This window comes from Citrobacter sp. FP75, from assembly GCF_018342065.1.
Taxonomy (GTDB): Bacteria; Pseudomonadota; Gammaproteobacteria; order Enterobacterales; family Enterobacteriaceae; genus Citrobacter.
On record NZ_JAFDOE010000001.1, the window covers coordinates 1,332,601 to 1,352,778 of the forward strand.

At 54.5% G+C, this 20,178-nt stretch carries 18 protein-coding genes; 11 read left to right on the forward strand and 7 right to left on the reverse strand.

Going from position 1 to position 20,178, the window contains the following annotated elements:
* Positions 1-51 precede the first annotated feature (51 nt).
* From JQ822_RS06525 to patD, 6 genes are all read left to right on the forward strand, one after another.
* A complete protein-coding gene (locus tag JQ822_RS06525; RefSeq protein WP_213132758.1) occupies positions 52-1,461 on the forward strand; it encodes an aminotransferase-like domain-containing protein in 1,410 nt (469 codons plus the stop codon).
* A gap of 328 nt (positions 1,462-1,789) precedes the next feature.
* Positions 1,790-2,935 (forward strand): putative ABC transporter substrate-binding protein YdcS, encoded by a 1,146-nt coding sequence (ydcS, locus tag JQ822_RS06530; RefSeq protein ID WP_213132759.1) that lies wholly within the window; start codon positions 1,790-1,792, stop codon positions 2,933-2,935.
* A gap of 16 nt (positions 2,936-2,951) precedes the next feature.
* A complete protein-coding gene (locus JQ822_RS06535) occupies positions 2,952-3,968 on the forward strand; it encodes an ABC transporter ATP-binding protein (protein ID WP_213132760.1) in 1,017 nt (338 codons plus the stop codon).
* The gene (locus JQ822_RS06540; protein ID WP_213132761.1) at positions 3,969-4,913 is read left to right on the forward strand and encodes an ABC transporter permease; all 945 of its coding nucleotides are present in this window, start codon (positions 3,969-3,971) and stop codon (positions 4,911-4,913) included.
* Positions 4,903-5,709, forward strand: a complete 807-nt coding sequence (locus JQ822_RS06545; protein ID WP_213132762.1) for an ABC transporter permease — start codon at positions 4,903-4,905, stop codon at positions 5,707-5,709. Before JQ822_RS06540 ends, JQ822_RS06545 begins: the two co-directional genes overlap by 11 nt.
* 21 nt (positions 5,710-5,730) lie before the next feature.
* Positions 5,731-7,158, forward strand: a complete 1,428-nt coding sequence (patD, locus tag JQ822_RS06550; protein WP_213132763.1) for an aminobutyraldehyde dehydrogenase — start codon at positions 5,731-5,733, stop codon at positions 7,156-7,158.
* Between the two features lie 196 nt (positions 7,159-7,354).
* Here the strand turns inward: patD and JQ822_RS06555 are convergent, their stop codons facing one another.
* Positions 7,355-8,479 (reverse strand): multidrug effflux MFS transporter, encoded by a 1,125-nt coding sequence (locus JQ822_RS06555; protein WP_213132764.1) that lies wholly within the window; start codon positions 8,477-8,479, stop codon positions 7,355-7,357.
* Positions 8,480-8,580: 101 nt separating this feature from the next.
* Here JQ822_RS06555 and JQ822_RS06560 point away from each other — a divergent pair, with 101 nt between their 5' ends.
* A complete protein-coding gene (locus JQ822_RS06560) occupies positions 8,581-9,360 on the forward strand; it encodes an AraC family transcriptional regulator (protein WP_213132765.1) in 780 nt (259 codons plus the stop codon).
* 121 nt (positions 9,361-9,481) lie between these two features.
* Here JQ822_RS06560 and yncL read toward each other — a convergent pair whose 3' ends face one another.
* Positions 9,482-9,577 carry a stress response membrane protein YncL gene (yncL, locus tag JQ822_RS06565; protein WP_071524268.1) on the reverse strand — a complete coding sequence of 32 codons (96 nt, stop codon included), beginning with the start codon at positions 9,575-9,577 and terminating at the stop codon, positions 9,482-9,484.
* A gap of 192 nt (positions 9,578-9,769) precedes the next feature.
* Between yncL and JQ822_RS06570 the strand changes: the two genes are divergently transcribed.
* Positions 9,770-9,943 (forward strand): GhoT/OrtT family toxin, encoded by a 174-nt coding sequence (locus tag JQ822_RS06570; RefSeq protein WP_096756988.1) that lies wholly within the window; start codon positions 9,770-9,772, stop codon positions 9,941-9,943.
* 8 nt (positions 9,944-9,951) lie between these two features.
* Here JQ822_RS06570 and JQ822_RS06575 read toward each other — a convergent pair whose 3' ends face one another.
* From JQ822_RS06575 to JQ822_RS06585, 3 genes are read right to left on the reverse strand one after another with little or no spacing between them, the layout of a single operon-like run.
* Positions 9,952-12,111, reverse strand: coding sequence for a virulence factor SrfC family protein (locus JQ822_RS06575; RefSeq protein WP_213132766.1), 2,160 nt, complete (start codon positions 12,109-12,111; stop codon positions 9,952-9,954).
* Positions 12,108-15,089, reverse strand: coding sequence for a virulence factor SrfB (locus tag JQ822_RS06580; RefSeq protein ID WP_213132767.1), 2,982 nt, complete (start codon positions 15,087-15,089; stop codon positions 12,108-12,110). The genes JQ822_RS06575 and JQ822_RS06580 overlap by 4 nt, the downstream gene beginning before the upstream one ends.
* A 4-nt stretch (positions 15,090-15,093) precedes the next feature.
* Entirely contained in the window at positions 15,094-16,401 is a 1,308-nt protein-coding gene (locus tag JQ822_RS06585) for an SrfA family protein (protein WP_213132768.1), read from the reverse strand.
* 279 nt (positions 16,402-16,680) lie between these two features.
* On the opposite strand from JQ822_RS06585, the gene JQ822_RS06590 reads away from it, so the two are divergent.
* Together JQ822_RS06590 and JQ822_RS06595 are read left to right on the forward strand one after the other, a co-directional pair.
* Positions 16,681-18,279, forward strand: a complete 1,599-nt coding sequence (locus JQ822_RS06590; RefSeq protein WP_213132769.1) for an ABC transporter substrate-binding protein — start codon at positions 16,681-16,683, stop codon at positions 18,277-18,279.
* Between the two features lie 17 nt (positions 18,280-18,296).
* Entirely contained in the window at positions 18,297-18,530 is a 234-nt protein-coding gene (locus JQ822_RS06595) for a YdcY family protein (protein ID WP_213132770.1), read from the forward strand.
* Between the two features lie 45 nt (positions 18,531-18,575).
* On the opposite strand, the gene JQ822_RS06600 is transcribed toward JQ822_RS06595, so the two are convergent.
* Together JQ822_RS06600 and JQ822_RS06605 are read right to left on the reverse strand one after the other, a co-directional pair.
* The gene (locus tag JQ822_RS06600; protein ID WP_213132771.1) at positions 18,576-19,025 is read right to left on the reverse strand and encodes a DMT family transporter; all 450 of its coding nucleotides are present in this window, start codon (positions 19,023-19,025) and stop codon (positions 18,576-18,578) included.
* Complete coding sequence (locus JQ822_RS06605) at positions 19,022-19,540, reverse strand: GNAT family N-acetyltransferase (RefSeq protein WP_213132772.1); 519 nt, start codon at positions 19,538-19,540, stop codon at positions 19,022-19,024. Before JQ822_RS06605 ends, JQ822_RS06600 begins: the two co-directional genes overlap by 4 nt.
* A gap of 37 nt (positions 19,541-19,577) precedes the next feature.
* On the opposite strand from JQ822_RS06605, the gene JQ822_RS06610 reads away from it, so the two are divergent.
* Positions 19,578-20,153 carry a helix-turn-helix domain-containing protein gene (locus JQ822_RS06610; protein ID WP_213132773.1) on the forward strand — a complete coding sequence of 192 codons (576 nt, stop codon included), beginning with the start codon at positions 19,578-19,580 and terminating at the stop codon, positions 20,151-20,153.
* Positions 20,154-20,178 lie beyond the last annotated feature (25 nt).

Below are 20,178 nucleotides of genomic sequence, written 5' to 3' on the forward strand. Positions count from 1 at the left end.
TGACTGATATACACTGCGGGCGTCACCTGCATCTGGCCCGCGAGAATTACTATGAAAAAATATCAACGACTGGCGGAACAAATTCGCGATCAAATCGCCTCTGGCGTCTGGCAACCCGGCGACCGTCTGCCTTCTTTACGCGAGCAGGTAGCGACCAGCGGTATGAGTTTTATGACCGTTGGCCACGCCTATCAATTGCTGGAAAGTCAGGGGCGAATAATTGCCCGACCGCAATCTGGTTACTATGTTGCCGCGCGCCCCGAACGTGAGACGGGGATCCCGCAGGCGCAGGTCGTGCGCGACGAAGCGGTCGATATCAACACCTATATTTTTGACATGTTGCAGGCCAGCCGGGATGCATCGGTTATGCCGTTTGCGTCCGCCTTTCCCGATCCTAGATTGTTTCCCCTGCAACAGCTTAACCGCTCACTGGCGCAGGTGAGCAAAACGGCAACGGCAATGAGCGTGATTGAAAACCTGCCGCCCGGTAATGCCGAACTGCGTTATGCCATTGCGCGTCGCTATGCCCAGCAAGGGGTAACCATCTCGCCGGATGAAATAGTGATTACCGCCGGGGCGCTGGAAGCCCTCAACCTGAGTCTGCAGGCGGTGACCGAGCCCGGCGACTGGGTGATCGTCGAAAATCCCTGTTTTTACGGCGCATTACAGGCCCTCGAACGCCTGCGTTTGAAAGCGCTGTCTGTTGCCACCGACGTGAAGGAAGGGATTGACCTTGTCGCACTGGAGCTGGCGCTGCAAGAGTATCCAGTGAAAGCCTGCTGGCTGATGACCAACAGCCAAAACCCGCTGGGGTTTACGCTCAGCGCAGAGAAAAAGGCGCATCTGGTCGCACTGCTGGAAAAATATAACGTGATGCTGATAGAAGATGATGTCTACAGCGAGCTGTATTTTGGCCGTGAGAAACCGCTGCCCGCCAAAGCCTGGGATCGCGGCGACAGGGTGTTGCACTGTTCATCGTTTTCAAAATGCCTGGTGCCCGGATTTCGCATCGGCTGGGTGGCGGCAGGGAAGCATGCACGGCGTATTCAGCGGCTCCAGTTGATGAGCACCTTGTCAACCAGTTCCCCAATGCAGCTCGCGTTGGTGGACTACCTGTCTACCCGACGTTATGACGCGCATCTGCGTCGACTGCGTCGCCAACTGGCAGAACGCAAACAGCAAGCCTGGCAAACGCTGCTGCGCCATCTTCCGGCGGAAGTCAACATTCACCATAATGATAGCGGCTATTTTCTGTGGCTCGAACTGCCCGAACCGCTTGATGCTGGTGTCCTCAGTACACAGGCGCTGGCGCACCATATCAGCATTGCGCCGGGGAAAATGTTCTCAACATCGGGAACCTGGACACGCTTTTTTCGCTTCAATACCGCATGGTACTGGGGTGAACGCGAGGAGCAGGCGGTGAAACAGCTTGGAAAATTAATTCGCGAGATGATGAAATAATATTGAGTGCGCTATTCAATATAAAAGAATAGCGCGTTCTTATTTTTGAAATAGCGCCAGCGAAATCACAGTGTTATTTCTTTCGGGTACAACCATACAAAATATCAATAGTTATTATTATTGCCCCTCTGTACCTAACCCCTTGTCTATACTCCAGAAGATTAAGTCACGCTGTTGCAATTACTAACGTAATGAGCGTTAGCTCACAACCTGATTAAATTTCCTTGCGCTAGCAGGAACGCAGGCGGCACCCCGACTACTTTTAGGAAAGGACATATATTTACGGCAAGGCTGCCGCTCAATATTCTTTCGACAGGAGTAAGACGTTATGAGCAAGCAATTTGCCCTCACGAGCCTGTGTGCGCTCAGCATGACGCTGATGACCGCCCACGCAGCCCAACCCCCTGGATCATTAGATAAGCCTGAAGGGCGCCTGGATATTATTGCCTGGCCGGGTTATATCGAACGTGGTCAAACGGATAAACAATATGACTGGGTCTCGCAGTTTGAGAAGGAAACCGGCTGCGCGGTTAATGTGAAAACGGCGGCTACCTCAGACGAAATGGTCAGCTTGATGGCAAAAGGCGGATATGACCTGGTCACGGCATCAGGTGATGCGTCACTGCGTCTGATTATGGGCAAACGTGTCCAGCCCATTAACACTGCGCTCATCACGAACTGGAGCACCATCGACCCGCGGGTCGTCAAAGGTGAATGGTTTAACGTCGGCGGAAAAGTGTACGGCACGCCGTATCAGTGGGGGCCAAACCTGCTGATGTACAACACCAAAACGTTCCCGACGCCGCCAGATAGCTGGAAAGTGGTGTTCGTTGAACAAAATCTACCTGACGGAAAAAGCAATAAAGGCCGTGTCCAGGCTTACGATGGTCCGATCTATATTGCGGATGCCGCGCTGTTCGTCAAAGCCACTCAGCCACAACTGGGCATTACCGATCCCTATCAGCTTACCGAAGAACAGTATCAGGCCGTCATCAAGGTTCTGCGCGATCAGCACGGGCTGATCCACCGCTACTGGCATGACACCACCGTGCAAATGAGTGATTTTAAAAACGAAGGCGTTGTGGCCTCCAGCGCCTGGCCGTATCAGGCTAACGCCCTGAAAGGTGAAGGTCAGCCTATTGCCACCGTTTTCCCTAAAGAAGGCGTTACCGGCTGGGCTGACACCACCATGTTGCACAGCGAAGCGAAACATCCGGTCTGCGCTTACAAATGGATGAACTGGTCATTAAGCCCGAAAGTTCAGGGCGACGTTGCCGCCTGGTTTGGATCGCTGCCGGTTGTGCCTGAAGGTTGCAAAGCCAGCCCACTGCTGGGTGAAAAAGGCTGTGAAACCAATGGGTATAGCTACTTCGACAAAATTGCTTTCTGGAAAACGCCAATCGCAGAAGGTGGGAAGTTCGTGCCTTATAGTCGCTGGACGCAGGATTACATAGCCATTATGGGCGGTCGCTGATTCCGCTGGGGGTTTTATGACGTACGCAGTGGAATTTGACAATGTCTCGCGATTGTACGGGGATGTTCGTGCCGTCGATGGGGTTAGTATTGCGATAAATGATGGTGAGTTTTTCTCCATGCTGGGGCCATCCGGCTCCGGCAAAACCACCTGCCTGCGCCTGATAGCAGGTTTTGAACAGCTCTCAGGCGGTGCAATTAGCATTTTTGGTAAGCAGGCCAGTGAGTTGCCGCCCTGGGAACGGGACGTTAACACGGTATTTCAGGATTACGCGTTATTTCCGCATATGTCGATCCTCGACAACGTGGCCTACGGGCTGATGGTTAAAGGGATGGATAAAAAACAGCGCCATGCCAGGGCGCGTGAAGCACTGGAAAAGGTGGCTCTCGGCTTCGTTTTTGAGCGTAAGCCGTCACAGCTTTCCGGTGGACAGCGTCAGCGCGTGGCGATCGCCCGTGCGCTGGTTAATGAACCGCGCGTTCTGCTATTGGATGAACCGCTCGGGGCATTGGATCTTAAGTTGCGTGAACAGATGCAGCTTGAGCTGAAAAAATTACAGCAATCCCTGGGCATCACCTTCATTTTTGTCACCCACGATCAGGGGGAAGCCCTGTCGATGTCCGATCGCGTGGCGGTGTTTAATAACGGTCGCATTGAGCAGGTCGATTCTCCTCGTGAACTCTACATGCGCCCGCGTACGCCGTTTGTGGCGAGCTTTGTCGGCACGTCAAACGTCTTTGATGCGGCGATGTCGGCGAATGTGTGTGGCCTGCAAGGCATGTTTTCCCTGCGCCCGGAACACATTCGGCTGAATGATTCTGGCGGCGAAGTGCAGACGCCGGGCGTTATCCAGGCGGTGCAGTACCAGGGGGCGGCGACGCGATTTGAGCTAAAACTGGCCGGCGGTGAAAAATTGCTGGTGAGCCAGGCGAACCTGACGGGAGAAACGCTGCCGTCAACGCTGTCGCCGGGGCAGCACGTCATGGCTTCGTGGTCACGTGACGTGATGGTGCCGCTGGTTGAGGAGAGGTGAATGGCTATGAACGTTTTACATTCGCCTCCACAGACCAGCGGACTGAATAAAATCTCGGGCTATTTCTGGCGCAATCCGGGGATGGGGCTGTTTTTACTGCTGCTCGGGCCGCTGATGTGGTTTGGTGTCGTCTACTTTGGTTCATTACTGACGCTACTGTGGCAAGGGTTTTATACCTTTGACGATTTCACCATGTCCGTGACGCCAGACCTGACGCTGGCGAATCTACGGGCGCTGTTTAACCCGGCTAATTACGACATCATTTTGCGTACGCTGACTATGGCGGTGGCCGTGACCATTGCCAGCGCGATTCTGGCGTTCCCGATGGCGTGGTATATGGCGCGTTACACCAGCGGCAAAATGAAAGCCTTTTTTTACATCGCCGTGATGTTGCCGATGTGGGCAAGCTACATTGTTAAGGCCTACGCGTGGACGCTGCTGCTGGCTAAAGACGGCGTGGCGCAGTGGTTTTTAACCCATCTCGGACTGGAACCTGTCCTGACCGCTTTTCTGACGTTGCCCGCTGTGGGCGGTAATACGTTGTCGACCTCAGGGTTAGGGCGCTTTCTGGTGTTCGTCTACATCTGGCTGCCGTTTATGATCCTGCCGGTACAGGCCGCGCTGGAGCGGTTACCTCTGTCATTGCTACAAGCCTCGGCGGATTTAGGCGCGCGTCCACGTCAGACCTTCCGCTATGTGGTGCTGCCGCTGGCTATCCCCGGCATTGCCGCAGGTTCAATCTTTACCTTCTCATTGACGCTGGGCGACTTTATCGTGCCGCAACTGGTAGGACCGCCGGGCTATTTCATCGGCAACATGGTCTATTCGCAGCAAGGTGCTATCGGCAATATGCCAATGGCGGCGGCATTCACCCTGGTGCCGATTGTGTTAATCGCACTGTATCTGGCGTTCGTGAAGCGTCTGGGAGCGTTTGATGCACTCTGAACGCGCACCGTTCTTACTCAAACTGGCCGCATGGGGTGGCGTAATTTTCCTGCACTTTCCCATCCTCATCATTGCAGCCTATGCTTTTAATACCGAGGAAGCCGCCTTTAGTTTTCCGCCTCAGGGGCTCACGCTGCGCTGGTTTAGCGTGGCGGCACAGCGTAGTGATATTCTGGAATCTGTGACGTTGTCACTTAAGATTGCCGCGCTATCGACTACCATCGCTCTGGTGTTGGGAACACTGGCGGCGGCGGCCCTGTGGCGGCGAGACTTCTTTGGCAAGAACGCAATATCGCTGTTGCTGCTATTGCCGATCGCGCTACCGGGCATTATCACCGGTCTGGCACTGCTGACTGCATTTAAAACCATCAATCTTGAGCCGGGGTTTCTGACTATCGTAGTGGGTCATGCGACGTTTTGTGTAGTGGTGGTCTTTAACAACGTCGTGGCCCGTTTTCGTCGCACCTCATGGAGTCTGGTTGAAGCATCGATGGATCTGGGTGCGAATGGCTGGCAAACCTTCCGCTATGTCGTGCTGCCGAATCTTGCGTCGGCGCTGCTGGCTGGGGGCATGCTGGCGTTTGCCTTGTCGTTTGATGAAATCATCGTGACTACGTTCACGGCCGGACATGAAAGAACACTTCCGCTGTGGCTACTCAATCAACTGGGACGTCCGCGTGATGTACCGGTGACTAACGTTGTGGCATTGCTGGTGATGCTGGTCACAACACTTCCGATTTTAGGGGCCTGGTGGCTGACGCGTGAAGGCGACACACTCGCCGGAAACGGTAAATAAACGACAATATGGGAAATTGCTATGCAACATCAATTACTGATTAACGGCGAACTGGTCAACGGTGAAGGTGAAAAGCAGCCGGTCTATAACCCTGCTACCGGTCAAGTCATCCTCGAAATTGCCGAGGCCTCAACCATGCAGGTTGATGCTGCCGTCCGCGCAGCGGACAATGCTTTTGCCAGTTGGGGGCAAACCACGCCGAAAGTGCGCTCTGAGCTGCTGTTGAAACTGGCGGACACCATCGCCGAAAACGCGCAAACATTTGCCGAGCTGGAATCGCTGAACTGCGGTAAACCTTTCCACTGTGTGCTGAATGATGAAATTCCGGCCATTGTCGATGTTTTCCGTTTCTTTGCCGGTGCTGCACGCACGTTGAATGGCCTGGCGGCCGGGGAGTATCTGGAAGGGCACACGTCAATGATCCGCCGCGATCCGTTGGGGGTGGTGGCGTCCATCGCACCGTGGAACTATCCGTTGATGATGGCCGCCTGGAAACTGGCACCGGCGCTGGCGGCAGGTAACTGCGTGGTGATCAAACCGTCCGAAATTACCCCGCTCACGGCGCTGAAACTGGCGGAGTTCGCGAAAGATATTTTCCCGGCAGGCGTAATTAACGTGCTGTTTGGTCGCGGTAAAACCGTGGGTGATCCGCTAACCGGCCATGAAAAAGTACGAATGGTTTCACTGACCGGTTCCATTGCCACCGGTGAGCACATTATTGGACATACCGCGCCGTCTATTAAGCGCACACATATGGAGTTGGGCGGCAAAGCCCCGGTCATTATTTTCGATGATGCCGATCTGGATGCGGTGGTAAGCGGCGTACGCACGTTCGGTTATTACAACGCCGGGCAGGATTGCACCGCAGCCTGTCGCATCTACGCACAAAAAGGCATTTATGACGCGCTGGTCGAAAAACTGGGTGCTGCGGTTGCCAGCCTGAAAACTGGTTCACCGAATGATGAATCGACAGAGCTGGGGCCGGTAAGCTCCCAGGCGCATCTCGATCGCATCACCAAAGCGGTGGATGAGGCCAAAGCGCTCGGACATATCAAAGTCATCACCGGCGGTAAAAAAGTGGAGGGCGCAGGCTACTATTTTGCCCCGACGCTGCTGGCAGGCGCGAAGCAGGACGATGCCATCGTTCAGCGGGAAGTCTTCGGTCCAGTGGTCAGCATCACCGTCTTTGATGACGAGGCTCAGGTGCTGGCATGGGCCAACGATTCGAAGTATGGGCTGGCGTCCTCGGTCTGGACGCGAGATGTCGGTCGCGCGCATCGTCTTAGCGCCCGTTTGCAGTATGGCTGTACCTGGGTCAACACCCACTTCACGCTGGTGAGCGAAATGCCGCACGGTGGGCAAAAACTCTCTGGCTACGGTAAGGACATGTCGGCTTATGGGCTAGAGGATTACACGGTTATCCGCCATGTGATGATTAAACATGAGTAATATACTAAGCCGCGAACGGTGAATGGGGCACGGATAGCTAAATATTGGCTGACGTGGCTCTATACTATGCGCGCCACTGGCCTCGTCGCCATCGGACGGCGGTAAGTTGGAATTATCCGCGAGGTCAGGCTAATTTGTAACAGAGCCACGACAGTTTGTCGTGGCTCTGTTGTTTAAGGAGCCTCAGTCCGCTTTATCAACGGCGCAAGCTGAAAAGCCAGGCGATGAACGCGCAGACGGTCAGAACCAGCCCCAGTTGCTGCACCATGCCAGCGAATCCCAACATCAATCCCAGTAGCAAGTAGTAGCTTAATCCGAACAGAGCACCGGCGGCACCTGCCTGTTGGCGATAGTGGTGCAGCGCCTGGCTAAGTACATTGGGGATAGCGATGCCATAGGCCACCACAACCCCGGCTACCGGTATCAGGATCCATGCTGAGTGCTGAACCCACCATGCCGCGAAACCCGACAACAATGCCAGTACACAGGCATGACGTACCAGTTGTTCCGGTGTTCGACCTGTCGTTAACAGCTTCCGGTTCAGGAGGCTGCCTGACAGTGAAGCAAGCGCCAGTACGAACCCCGTAAAGCCAAAGGCCCTGGAGCTCCACCCCAACTGCCCAAAAAGAAATGGAGCCAGGCTGTAATAGCTGAACAACATGGTATTCAGCAGGGCAACCAGCATTGCATTTTTCCAAAGCCTACCGTCCTGTACCATGCGGGAGACCAGACCCGTAAACTGGGGTTTGAGCGTATTTTCCGGTCGCGTTTCTGGCAGCAAAGCTGCTGTCAGTGTTAGCAGCAGTATCGCCAGCAAGATAAGCGTGACAAATACACCGGTATGGCCGTAGCGGCTTACCAGCCAGCCTCCACTCACCAGTCCGAACACCGGGCTTATTGCCAGTGCGGCTCCCAGAACGGAAAAGACACGTGACAGCATGGTGGATTCATAACTGTCCCTTAACATCGTCTGCACTACAACGGAACCGGCCGCTGCTCCCATGGCCGATACCATACGGGCCAGCAGCAGCACGCTGAAATCGCTGGCAACGACTGCCATTGCAGAACCTGCCCCGTAGCAGAGAAGGCCAGCCATCATTGCTCGCCGACGTCCGATGCAGTCGCTCAGCCAGCCCCACAGCGCCACGCCGACGGCAAAGGCGACAAAATAAACGGAAAGTGTTTGAGCAGCCCGCTCACTGCTTATTTGAAAAGAGGCCGCGATATAGGGCAACGCCGGGCTGTAAATGGTTTCCACCAGTTGCGGAAACATAATCAGCAGTGTGAGTAGCCATAAGGGCGGCCGGGTAAAGGTATTCATAACAACATCCAGAGAGACAGAAAACAGGAGGGGATTATTGCTGAAAAGAAAATGTCTCGTTACCATTAGAAGGACTATATATATTAAATATCGGACAGATAATGAAAATTGCCCCTGATGATGTTTTCGATGCGGATAGCTTTGCTGGACCGGTAGTCGGTATTGCTTCCGATATGGGAGTACATGATTCAGGGCGGCACAGCCACCTTCGTCATCAGCTACTTTTTTCAGCGGCAGGATGCATCACTATTGAGCTGGAGAACACTCTGTGCCTGCTTCCCCCCCGTCGCGCGGTCTGGATCCCGGCAGGTACCGTTCATCGCGCCATTATGCGTGGCGTGATGGCCTATCGCTCTCTGTATTTTTCAACTTCACTATCGTTATCTGAGCTTCCACTGCAGATAGTCGAGGTAAACCCTCTCTTTTTTGAAGTGATAGAACGGATGGCCTTCTGGTCATGGGAAATGCCGGAAGCGCAACAGGCCAACCTCATTCGCGTTTTTTGTGAGGAAATAAGAGCCGCACGCAGTGAAAACTGGACATTACAGTTTCCCTCAGATACACGCCTCAACGCATGGTTGGACGGGGTTCGTATGGGGGAATTACCCCCACGGCTTAATCAGTTATCCCGACAGGTTGGCGCGTGTGAGCGGACAATCAGTCGACTCTTTATCCGGGATACAGGGATGAATTATCAGAGCTGGAGGCAGCAGTTTAGACTGTTAAAGGCAATGGAAATGCTGGCAGATGGGTGTCATATCAGTCAGGTGGCGCAACAGCTGGAATTTGTCAGCGACAGCGCTTTTATCGCATTTTTTCGCCAGCATACCGGTACAACACCGACGCGCTATCCATGGGACATCATGCCGCAGAAGGATTAGGGGGATTACATATTAAGGATAATTTACCGGGCGGCGGTGGAGTGGGAAGATCGTTCACTAATGGCAGAGAGAACAACGTCTCTCTGCCAGCAGGCGCTGCAATTAATCAAGCAAAGTCACATCAAGCAAACCAGCCGAACCTTGCGGATATCAGGCTGAAAAGTCCTACAGCAGCAAAGATATTTATCAGTACCACGGTTTTACTGGAAACATTCATTTTTGCCACCTTTCGATTTAACCCTTATGGGTATAGTACGGGTTAAAACTATCCGCAATAGTACTAAATCTGAACATGACGAAGAACGGTTCTTTTTCATCCGTTTTTCTTAAAAAAATGAATAAATCTTGATGTGCGTCATAAAAAAGAGCATATTGCGCGCGATTTTCTCTTCTGGCCCGGATGCCCTAAATGTCTTTGTACCAAAATATGTTGGTTTTTTATGCGGTAATGGCCGCTATTGCGGCAATCATCACCTGGTTTCTTTCGCGCGATAAAAAGCGCATCCGCTTTCTCAGTGCAGTATTAGTTGGGGCGACATGGCCGATGAGCTTTCCCGTCGCACTCCTGTTTTCTCTTTTCTGATGACGAGATCAGCTATTCAGCAGCGAGAGTAATCGCGATCTGTCTGCTTCAGTCACATCCAACGGATGCCGATAGCCCACGTTTTCATTGGCGCGGGTATACAGGGCAACCAGCCAGTCATAAACGTATCGGCTTGCGCCGTGCAGAGGTTGCTCGTCCAGTTTTGCCAGTCGACTCATCGGCTGTTGCTGCGGGGCGCTAAAAATAGCCGCACCTTTTTGGATCCTGCTGGCAGGGCGCTGTTCCTCTGCAACACTAGCAAACCCAAGCCAGGTAATAAAATCACCGATATCCGCATGCAACTGCGCTGCACAGACGCTCTCGCGCTGCATAATACGCTGCAATCGTTGCGGCATCTCCAGTCGGTAACTGGTGGTAACAAGGATGTCGGCAACCTGTCTTAGGGTTTGCGGCTCCAGGCGCAGGCGACGTGCGTTATTTTCATTACGACACCACTGGCGCACATGGTTTACCCACATTTTATGCACCTGATATCCGGTCTCTTGACTCTCTTGCTGACGAGTGGTGTCCCGCACGTCGGCAAACAGGTCGATCGCATCATTAAATAATCCGCTAACCTGTTCCTCACGCGGTTGCTGAATGTGCAACAGCGACTCAAAGCTGCGCATCGGCGGTAGCAGCCCCTCCAGCAGTTCGCCATGCTTTGCCGCCTGAGCCTGTAGCTGGCGGATAAGTGATTCGCTCGCGCCAGTCTGCTCATCACCGATGTGAAGCCAGCTCATCAGCATGGCGCGAATTCGCTGTTGGTGCTGCTCGCGCAGGGAGGTAAACCGGGCCTGACGCTGAACGGGTGAGGTAGCCTGTGACAACCATTCAACCAGGCGCTGTAAGCTGTGCTTATCCAGCGCCTGCAGCGTGCCCCAGTGCAGTCCGGGTTTGCCCATTAATTGCTGAACGGCCTCATCGAGGTTTTGCTGGGTGCTAAAACGCGCATCCTGTGGGGTAATGGCCCACACCACGCCCGGTAACGCGGCGTCATGCAGCGGTTGGGTATCATTTACCCAGCCGAGCAGCGTACGGGTGATGGCGGGGGTTTGCGAACGGGCGGACACCGCGTTGCAGATAACCAACACATCGGGTTGCAGATGCTGGCGGTAATGCTCCAGCATCCAGCCTAATTTTGCCCGCCATAGCGGGTGTGGGTGCGCATCTGCAGCGAGGGGGATATCCAGCAGGTCCGCGCTCTCCAGCATCGTGTCTTCTACCGTCAACACCAGTTCACGGGTCAACAGCGCCAGAGACTCCAGCGACAGGCTGACCGCATTGAGCAACTGGTTATCGGCGATGGGATGCACCACCACATCGCTTGGTGCGTTATTCGCGGTCAGTGCGGCCTGGGTTAAAAAGCTTTCAGCGGGCAAGCCGAAATGGTCGACCAGCAGGCTGAGTGGCGCGGCTAATTCGCCCGCATGTCCGGTCTGTTGCAGCGTATGCGCCAGTGCCAAAAACTGCTGCGTAAGCTCCGGTTGTTCCCCCCACAGCAATGCCCAGGCGTGCGCCCGGGTGGTGAGATCCAGTGCCGGAATTAGTGTGGCAAACTGATGCCATAGCGCATCGTCAATTTGCTGCTGATTTGAGGGAACACGGGAGCGCCAGAAACGCGCAATGGCCGCCACGTCTTGTGCGCAGATCCCCTGTACAGGATGACGCTGGCGCAGCGCCTGCCATTTTTCTAACCGCGTCTCAATAATCGCTTTTTCAACCTGGCGGTTGTCGGGTGACGAACAGAACTGAGCGATAAACAGCTGAACCAGTTCCGCCTCGCTAATCAGCCGCAGGCGCAGCGGCCACGCACTGTCAACCAGGGTTTCTTCGCGCGTAAAGCGCAGTACCATATTGGTTGGTGCGTGACCGGGGTTAATGTGCGTAGAGTAATCGAAGCTGCGGTCCGGGGTGGTGATGTTCAGTTTTCCACCGGCATTGCTGCACAATGCGGATAACAAATGCGCTTTTGCTGCCTGTGAATGGCCGTACAATCCCACACACCCTTGCGACGCAAAGGTCGCGTTTAGCGCGGTTTCATTAACGGCCGCTAACGTGAGCTGAGCCAGCAGAGAATCCGCTTCATCATCCAGGCGTGCCGCGCGCGTGCGCGCATCCGTTACCCATTCGATGGCGGCCTGTGCGGTGTTTAACATCTTGCTCATTTCAGGTACACACTCCCGCTATCAATCCAGTAATGGCTGCCGCTGTGGCGGCGGTCTGCCAGCGTATTCAGTTTTAAGGTTAAGGCATTGGCCGCAACGGGCGTGCCGTCCTGCAGCCAGGCATCGCTAAGGACAAAAAATTCCGGGCCGGTTTCTTTGCTACCACCGCGTAATTGCAGACGCACGTTTAATACGCCATCACCGGCGATAGTTTTCGCCAGTTCAGCAGAGTTGATACTGAGCGTATACAGCGGGGTGGCAGGCCAGCGGCTGTTCGCCAGTTGACGGAAACCTAACGTCACGTTGCCACGCAGTGGGAAATTCAGACGCGCATCCAGCTTTGCACCCGGTTTATCGAGGTCGATATCGTGATACCAGATATTCTCATCGCGCAGCGTATTGACCGTATTATCCAGCACGCCAAGATAACGCACCGTCGAATACGCCCCGATATCGGCGGCTTTAAAGTTAAAGCGTGGCAGACGCAAATCCAGCGCCAGACTGCACAGCATAGCGCCAACGGCGGCGGTAGACTTCGGATTGCCAATGCGTCCTTGCTGGCTAAACGGATACCACTCGTGTACGCGGTAGCTGTCCATCCAAATCATGCGATTAGCCGGAACGGGTTGCAGGTGACGAATCAACGCCTGCACGCCAGGTAAACAGGCGGGTCTGCCGGTCACCAGCAAAATGTCGCAACGATAGTGCGAGATGGCTTCACAAACGGCGTGCAGCGGAGAGGTCAGGGTAAACTGGCCTGCTAGCAAGGCTTCTTGTAACTGTCTGAACTGCACCTGCAGCGGTACGCTCAGCACGTCAAAGGCTGGTGAACCTGCAGGTAATGCGTGATCGATAGCCTGTTGGATATAGTTCATCACGTTGCGCGTCGGGGGCTGGGCCAGCAGCTCGCCAAAGGTCGCATGCAGTCCCGCCACCAAATCGTTAACGTCGCTTTGCTCCCAGGCCGAGAGTACCGCATGACCGAGCGGCATAAACAGTTGCAACGCCGTTTGCTGGCGTAAGATCGCCTGGGTGTCTATGCGCCCTGAGTCGCCAAACAGCGTGGCCAGCAGAGCGGCCGCGTCGGTAACGCCCGCCTGTTGTAAGCGGGTTTGCAGGGCGGGTAGCACACAGCGCTGGATGACATCCAGCAGCATGTCATCTCCGGCGACCTTAAATCCTTCACGAAACAGCAGGTGCGGCGTAATTTTGACATTCGCCCCTACGCCGTCATCCAACTGATAGTGGACCACGGCCATATCCGTGGTGCCGCCGCCAATATCGATCGAGGCCACGCGCAGGGCGCGACCTTTGACTTCATCCGGCTCCGGCAGACGATCCGGACGGGCGAGGGCGTTGAAGAACGACTCGGTATGTCCGTCATAATGTGAAATCGCTTCGTTATATAACCACACCAGTTGTCCACAGCTGGCTTCATCCCATTCCATCTGGATCTCCGGGACGGGAACGACGCTTTTTTCCTGCTGTTTGCGGGTGGTAAAGTCTTCATCCTGCGGGTGCCAGCCCATCGCTTTCCACACCAGTGCAATGGCCTCAAACATGCGCAGGCGGAAGATCTCGCGCTCTTGTTTCGGCATAGCAGACGGTAGGGTCAGGATCAGCGTACGTAGCTGACGGGGAGAGGCCGGAAAACCGAGGCGCAGACGCGTCGCCACACTGTTAATTTGCCCCAACGCCTGCGCCAGAATTTCACACAGCATATGGGTCATCAAGGTGCTGCGACTGTACTGCGGAGAGAAGACCGGTAGTCGATCATCCTGCGGCAGGCTAAACAGCGGCTGCCCGTCATCGTTCATCAGATTCATTAGCGGGAAGGCGGTTGCCAGCGGTTCGCGCTGGGTTTTGCCATTCATCTGGCTAAAGCGCCAGTCATGTAAAACCGGCGTTTCATCCCACAAATAGCGGCGCGGGCTGGAGATGCCGCTGCTGCCTTCGGTGCCGACACGCTGCATTGCCAGCTTGCGGGCCTCATCGCCGACGCGAACAATCGACGGCCAGATAAAGGCATCGTCACGGCCGCTCTCTACGGAAAAGTGCTGCTTACCAAAACGCGCCTCGGAAAACTCCAGTCGGCTGGTGAACAGCGGGTCATTGAGGTATTGAGGCTCGCTCAATGAACGCACCTGCAATTCAGCGGTCTGACGCAGGCCGTCGTTGGCGTCGCCGTGATCTTCAATCAATACGCCGCAGGTATGGGTGTTGCCGATATCCAAAATGAGATCGACAGGAATGGCGGGCGTACTCAGGGTGTGCGTCACCAGCTTCACTTCCGGAATGGAAAGCTGCTCGCCTAATAAGGTCAGTACATTCAGCCAGTGCGCCTGATACTCAAAATTTCGCAGCGCGAGCTGGATCTCCTGTTCGGCACGGTTTTCTTCTTGCGCGACATGGCGCAAAAAGGATTCACGCAACCAGCCGTCAATCCACGTCTGATCGAGGAAATCAGCAATTTCGTTATCGTGCCAGGCCAGCGCAAATCGCGTGCCGTTGAGCAGATCGTTCGCATTTGGGGTCAATGCGGCGGGGGCATGCTCGGTCAGCTGACTGTCCAGCGCCACGGTAACACGGTGAGTGTTACCTGCGCTGTCCGGCTGCGTCAGCTTGCGTACCTGAACGCGCGCCCAGTTATCCGGGCCTTCGACGAACGTGCGCGGCGGGTTAAAGCGCAGGAACGGCAGTGGCAACCAGACGCCGTCGAGCACGTCCAGTGAGTAATGTAATGTCTGGGTACTTTCCGGCTTGACCACTTCGGGTTGCCCGCCGGTGCTGCCCGGTAACGTATAGCGACCCGTTGTCAGGTCGAAATCCAGTCGTAGCAGCGGACCATTGGCCGTTTTGCGCACAAAGCGCCCGTGATGCGCGGATTCCTGCGGCGTCAGGCCAAAATCCAGAAACTGCACGCCGCTATTGGCTATGAGCGTTACGCTCTGTTTGTAATCACACAGATTCACCAACATAAAATCAGGCACCTATCTTTTTGATGGTCATTGGTATCTCAGCGTGATCGTCATAACGTGCGGTACAGGCGGCGACGTCGTTGGTTCCCGCTTTACAGGTGATTTCCGGCATCGGATAACGCGAGCCGTCCGTACAACGTGCGTTCCCGCGACTTTTAATCATTAATTCACCCGACTGATGCAGACCGGAGAAAATCTCCGCGCGACAAACCACATTGTCGCCATGGACAACCCGCGCTGTGCCTTTATTGGTCTGGATCTGATAACGCAGTGATGGCGCTTTGCCGCTGACCGGATCTTTAATGTCGACCATCACGCGCCAGTTGCCGTTGAGAAAACGGGTGGTACCGACCTTCATCTGATTCGCCTCCATCACCAGCGCATCTTTCGGGATAGCGGCAATCACCACTGGTCCTTCGACGGGCTTCTCTTTTTGGGCCGTCGGGATCACTTCCGCCCGATGCAGCGGCAGCGAAGGCGTCAGTGCGGGTAGCGGTTTAACGTCAACCTTTGCAATCTCAACCGGTTGCGTTGCGGGCGTGGGATGTGTTTCCTGTTGTTTCCACAGCAGCGGCCCAACGATGGCGGCAATGATGACTGCGGCAACCGGCAGGCTCCACAAAGGCAGCCGATGCGCAGATTTCGGCAATACTGGCGGTGGTGTGGCCTCGGGTTCACTCACGATGACCGGGGGTTGCGGCTCAGGCTCTGCGGGTTTGGGTATTTCAACGACCGGCGTCAGTAACGGAGCATCGGCTTCGGTGAAGGTGATTTCCGGGGCTATTTCTTCTTCAGGTTCGGGTTCCGCTGCGGGGACAACCGGGGGAACATCAGTAATCCGCAGGCAGTCGAGTACATCGTCACGGGTATTTTCATTCAGATTGACGAAACCCCAAAACGTAATCACCGGTTTGCCGTCAACCAGAAAAACGTGATTATCCCCGGGAAACTGTACCGCTTTCTCGAGCAGTGAGCCGAACAACTGCAGGGAAGTTTTGCCCGATTGCAGGCTTTTACGACTGAGGGCCGCGGCGTTATCCAGCGTACTGGCCAGATAGCGCAGCGCCCGAAAACGCGCGTCTTCATCAGCGGCTTTCCACGCAATGGCCTGTCCTTCAATCGGGGAATACCAGTCAACCCGATCGCCGTTATCGTTAATTTGCGGGATCGCCAGACAATCGGCCATTGCCTGCTGTTTTCGCAGGCGAAGCGTTTCACGAATTTGCAATGCTGAATCAAAAACGGCCTGACCACCGCCGCCCACGGCCTGATAGTCATCCAAATTGCCGCTGCGCAAGAGAGTTTTTGCCACGTTGTTATCCCTTAGACTTCTTCACACATCTACTTTACGGCTTATAAAAACGAGCAAACGGCGGAAGAGAGGCAAAAAGGGGTGAATTTTCATGGCATAGAGCGTTGGGAAAAATCTTGACGTTTTGAAAAAGACTTAAGGGAAATTATTTCACCGGCGCTGTCGAATTAATCAGCGAAAACCACCGAATTAGAATAACCTGATAGTGATTTGTTATTAGTGAGTCTTTGCCAGCTATGCTCTGATATACGACTTAATAAAATAAAAAGGCTTATCACCATGATTGCAAGGAAAACGCTGCTCGTGCTGGCGCTCAGCGCGATATTACCGACCGGCGCTGCATTCGCGGCAAATACCGACACCATCATCTACTGCTCAGAAGCGTCTCCCGAATCATTTAACCCACAAATCGCCAGCTCAGGCCCGTCGTTTGTGGCCAGTTCGCAGGTGCTGTATAACCGGCTGATCAATTTTGATCCGGTAAAAAATACCCCGGTACCGTCTCTGGCAACCGACTGGACGATTTCCCCGGACGGCTTGACATATACCTTTACCCTGCGCCAGGGCGTGAAGTTCAACAGCAATAAATTCTTTAAACCGACCCGTGATTTTAACGCCGATGACGTGGTGTTCTCGGTATTACGCCAGAAAGATGCCGATCATCCGTATCATAAGGTATCGCAGGGCAGTTACGAGTACTTCAACGATGTCGGGCTGGACAAGCTTATTAAAGAAGTAAAGAAGGTTGATGATTATCATGTCCAGTTTGTGCTTAACGAACCCAATGCGGCGTTTCTGGCCGACTGGGGAATGGACTTCGCATCCATTCTCTCTGCGGAATATGCTGACCAAATGCTGAAAAAAGGTACACCGGAAAACGTCGACACCTGGCCGATTGGCACCGGACCCTATGTGCTGCAACAGTACAAGCAGGATTCACAAATTCGCTATCTGGCAAACCCGAACTACTGGGATGGCGCGGTCCCGACGAAACATCTGATTTTCTCTATTACGCCAAATGTGCAAACGCGGCTGGCGAAACTGCAAACCAATGAATGCCAGATAATCCCCGCGCCTGCGCCGGTACAGTTTGAAGAAATTAAGAAAAACAGCGAGCTGACGCTGCACTCGGTTGACGCGCTGAACGTCGGTTATCTGGCGTTTAATACCGAGAAAAAACCGTTTGATAATGTGCTGGTACGCCAGGCGCTGAACTACGCGACCGACAAAAAAGCCATCATTAACGCCGTCTTTTTAGGCTCTGGCACGGTGGCGAAATCGCCGATTCCGCCAAATATGTTGGGATTCAATAAAGATCTGAAGGACTACGAATACGACCCGCAGAAAGCGAAAGAACTGCTGAAGAAAGCGGGGCTGGAGAACGGTTTTGAGGCGACGCTGTGGTCGATGCCGGTTCAACGTCCGTACAATCCGAACTCCCGTCGGATCGCTGAGATGATCCAAAGCGACTGGGCGAAGGTTGGCGTGAAGGCAAAAATCGTGTCGTACGAGTGGGGCGAATATCTCTCCGGAATGCGTAAGGGCGAGCATGATACCGCGCTGTTTGGCTGGATGTCCGACAACGGCGATCCGGATAATTTCGCCGATGTGCTGCTGGGCTGCAACAGTATTAAAACCGGTTCAAACGCCGCACGCTGGTGCGATAAAGCGTATAATGCGCTGGTGCAAAAAGCGAAACTGGTGAGCAAACCGCAAGAACGCGCCGCGCTTTACCAGCAGTCGCAAGAGATTTTCTACCAGCAGGCTCCGTGGATTGCGTTAGCTAACGGCAAAACGTTCTATGCCACACGCAGTAACGTCAGCGGGTACAGCGTGAGCCTGATGGGCAGTGATTTTTCAAAAGCGAAATTAAATTAATCAGTTAAGGAGAAAGTATGTCGCACCTGGATGAGGTCAGCGCACGCGTCGACGCCGCTATTGCAGAGGGCGTCATTACGCATATGAACGAACTGCTGATTGTGCTCAGCGATGACGCAGAACTGAGCCGGGAAGATCGCTACACCCAGCAACAGCGTCTACGTACAGCGATTGCGCATCATGGTCGTCAGTATAAAGAGGATATGGAAGCCCGTCGCGAGCAGCTCACCAAAGGCGGTTCCATTCTCTGATACTTCTGGCCTACGGATACGTTATCTGTAGGCCGTATCAGGCAGTTAAAACGAGCGTCTGGCCACCAGCCAGGCACCTACGACCAGCAAAACCGCACCGCAGACTGGCCCCACCAGCGCACGCAGCGGTACGCCGTGACTGCGCAGAATATCCAGCACCAGCCCTCCGATAAGCTGACTGGCAACCAGCACCGCAATGGTGGTGGCGGCCCCCACGTTTTGATAACCGCTAATGCTGGCAAAAACAAAGAACGAACCGAGTAAGCCGGGAATTAACGTCCACCAGCGCACGCTGGAGACCAGCTCGCCAAACCCCGCAACACCTTGCTTAAACCACAGTATGCTGACAAACAGCACGATACCCACCAGCGAATTGAGCAGCATGGCAATCAGGATGGTGGAGGATGTCTGGGTAATACGCACCATCAAGGTGTTTTGCACCACCAGACCAATGCCTGCGGCAATCAGAAAGGAGAGGGTCAGCGTCTGGTTCATCCGCGCGCATCCGGTTCGCTGCGATCGTCCAGCTGCAGCTGCATAAAAGTCAGATCCAGCCAGCGCCCAAATTTAGTCCCGACCTGCGGCATTTGCGCTGTTAATACAAAACCCAGCGTGCTGTGCAGGTGCAACGATGCCTGATTCTGCGACTCAATTCCCGCCACCATTACATGCTTACCGCAGGTGCGTGCCTCATCAATCAATCGGCTGAGTAACGCGCGCCCCAGGCCTTTTCCCTGATGGTCCGGATGCACGTACACCGAGTGTTCGACGGTATGACGGAAACCATCAAAATTACGCCAGTCGCCGAAAGAAGCATACCCGGTGACCACATCATTCTCTTCGCTCACCAGCACCGGATACCCCATCAGCTGCCGGGCTTCATACCAGGAAATACGGTTTTCAGCATCGACAGTTTGATCGTTCCAGATAGCCGCCGTATGCAGCACCGCGTGATTATAGATCTCTGCAATGGCGGCGCAGTCTTCTTTGCTGGCAAATCGAATGGACATGTTGAACCTCAGGTGTTGTTCACTATAGTATTACAATATGAATACTATTGAAGACAACATAAATCAACGGATCGGTGCAAGAATTCGCATCGAGCGGGAATCTCGCGGCTGGTCGCTGACGGAGCTTGCCGAGCGAGCGGGCGTGTCGCGGGCGATGATCCATAAAATTGAGCGCGGAGAGAGCAGCCCAACGGCAACGTTACTGGGGCGGCTTTCCGGGGCGTTTGGCATCAGCATGTCGATGCTGATTGCGCGCGCTGAAATGCAGGAGGGCAAGCTGCTGCGCTTCGCCAACCAGCCCGTCTGGCACGATCCGCAAAGTCATTACCTGCGCCGCCATGTCTCTCCGCGTAGCGATCTGCCCATCGATCTGGTGCAGATAGAGCTGCCTGCCGGGAGCGACGTTCCCATGCCTGCCTCGTCCTACGTGCAGGCCAGACAGCTTATCTGGCTCCAGCAGGGTGAGCTCGTGTTTGTCGAAGGGGACACGCGCCATGAAATGAAGGCGGGCGATTGTCTGGAACTGGGCCCACCGAATGACTGCCGGTTTATCAATGAAACCGCGCAATCCTGCGTTTATCTGGTTGTGCGGTTAAACTCCGTCGGCAATTAATGTGAAAGCATCGCCAGCGGAGGAC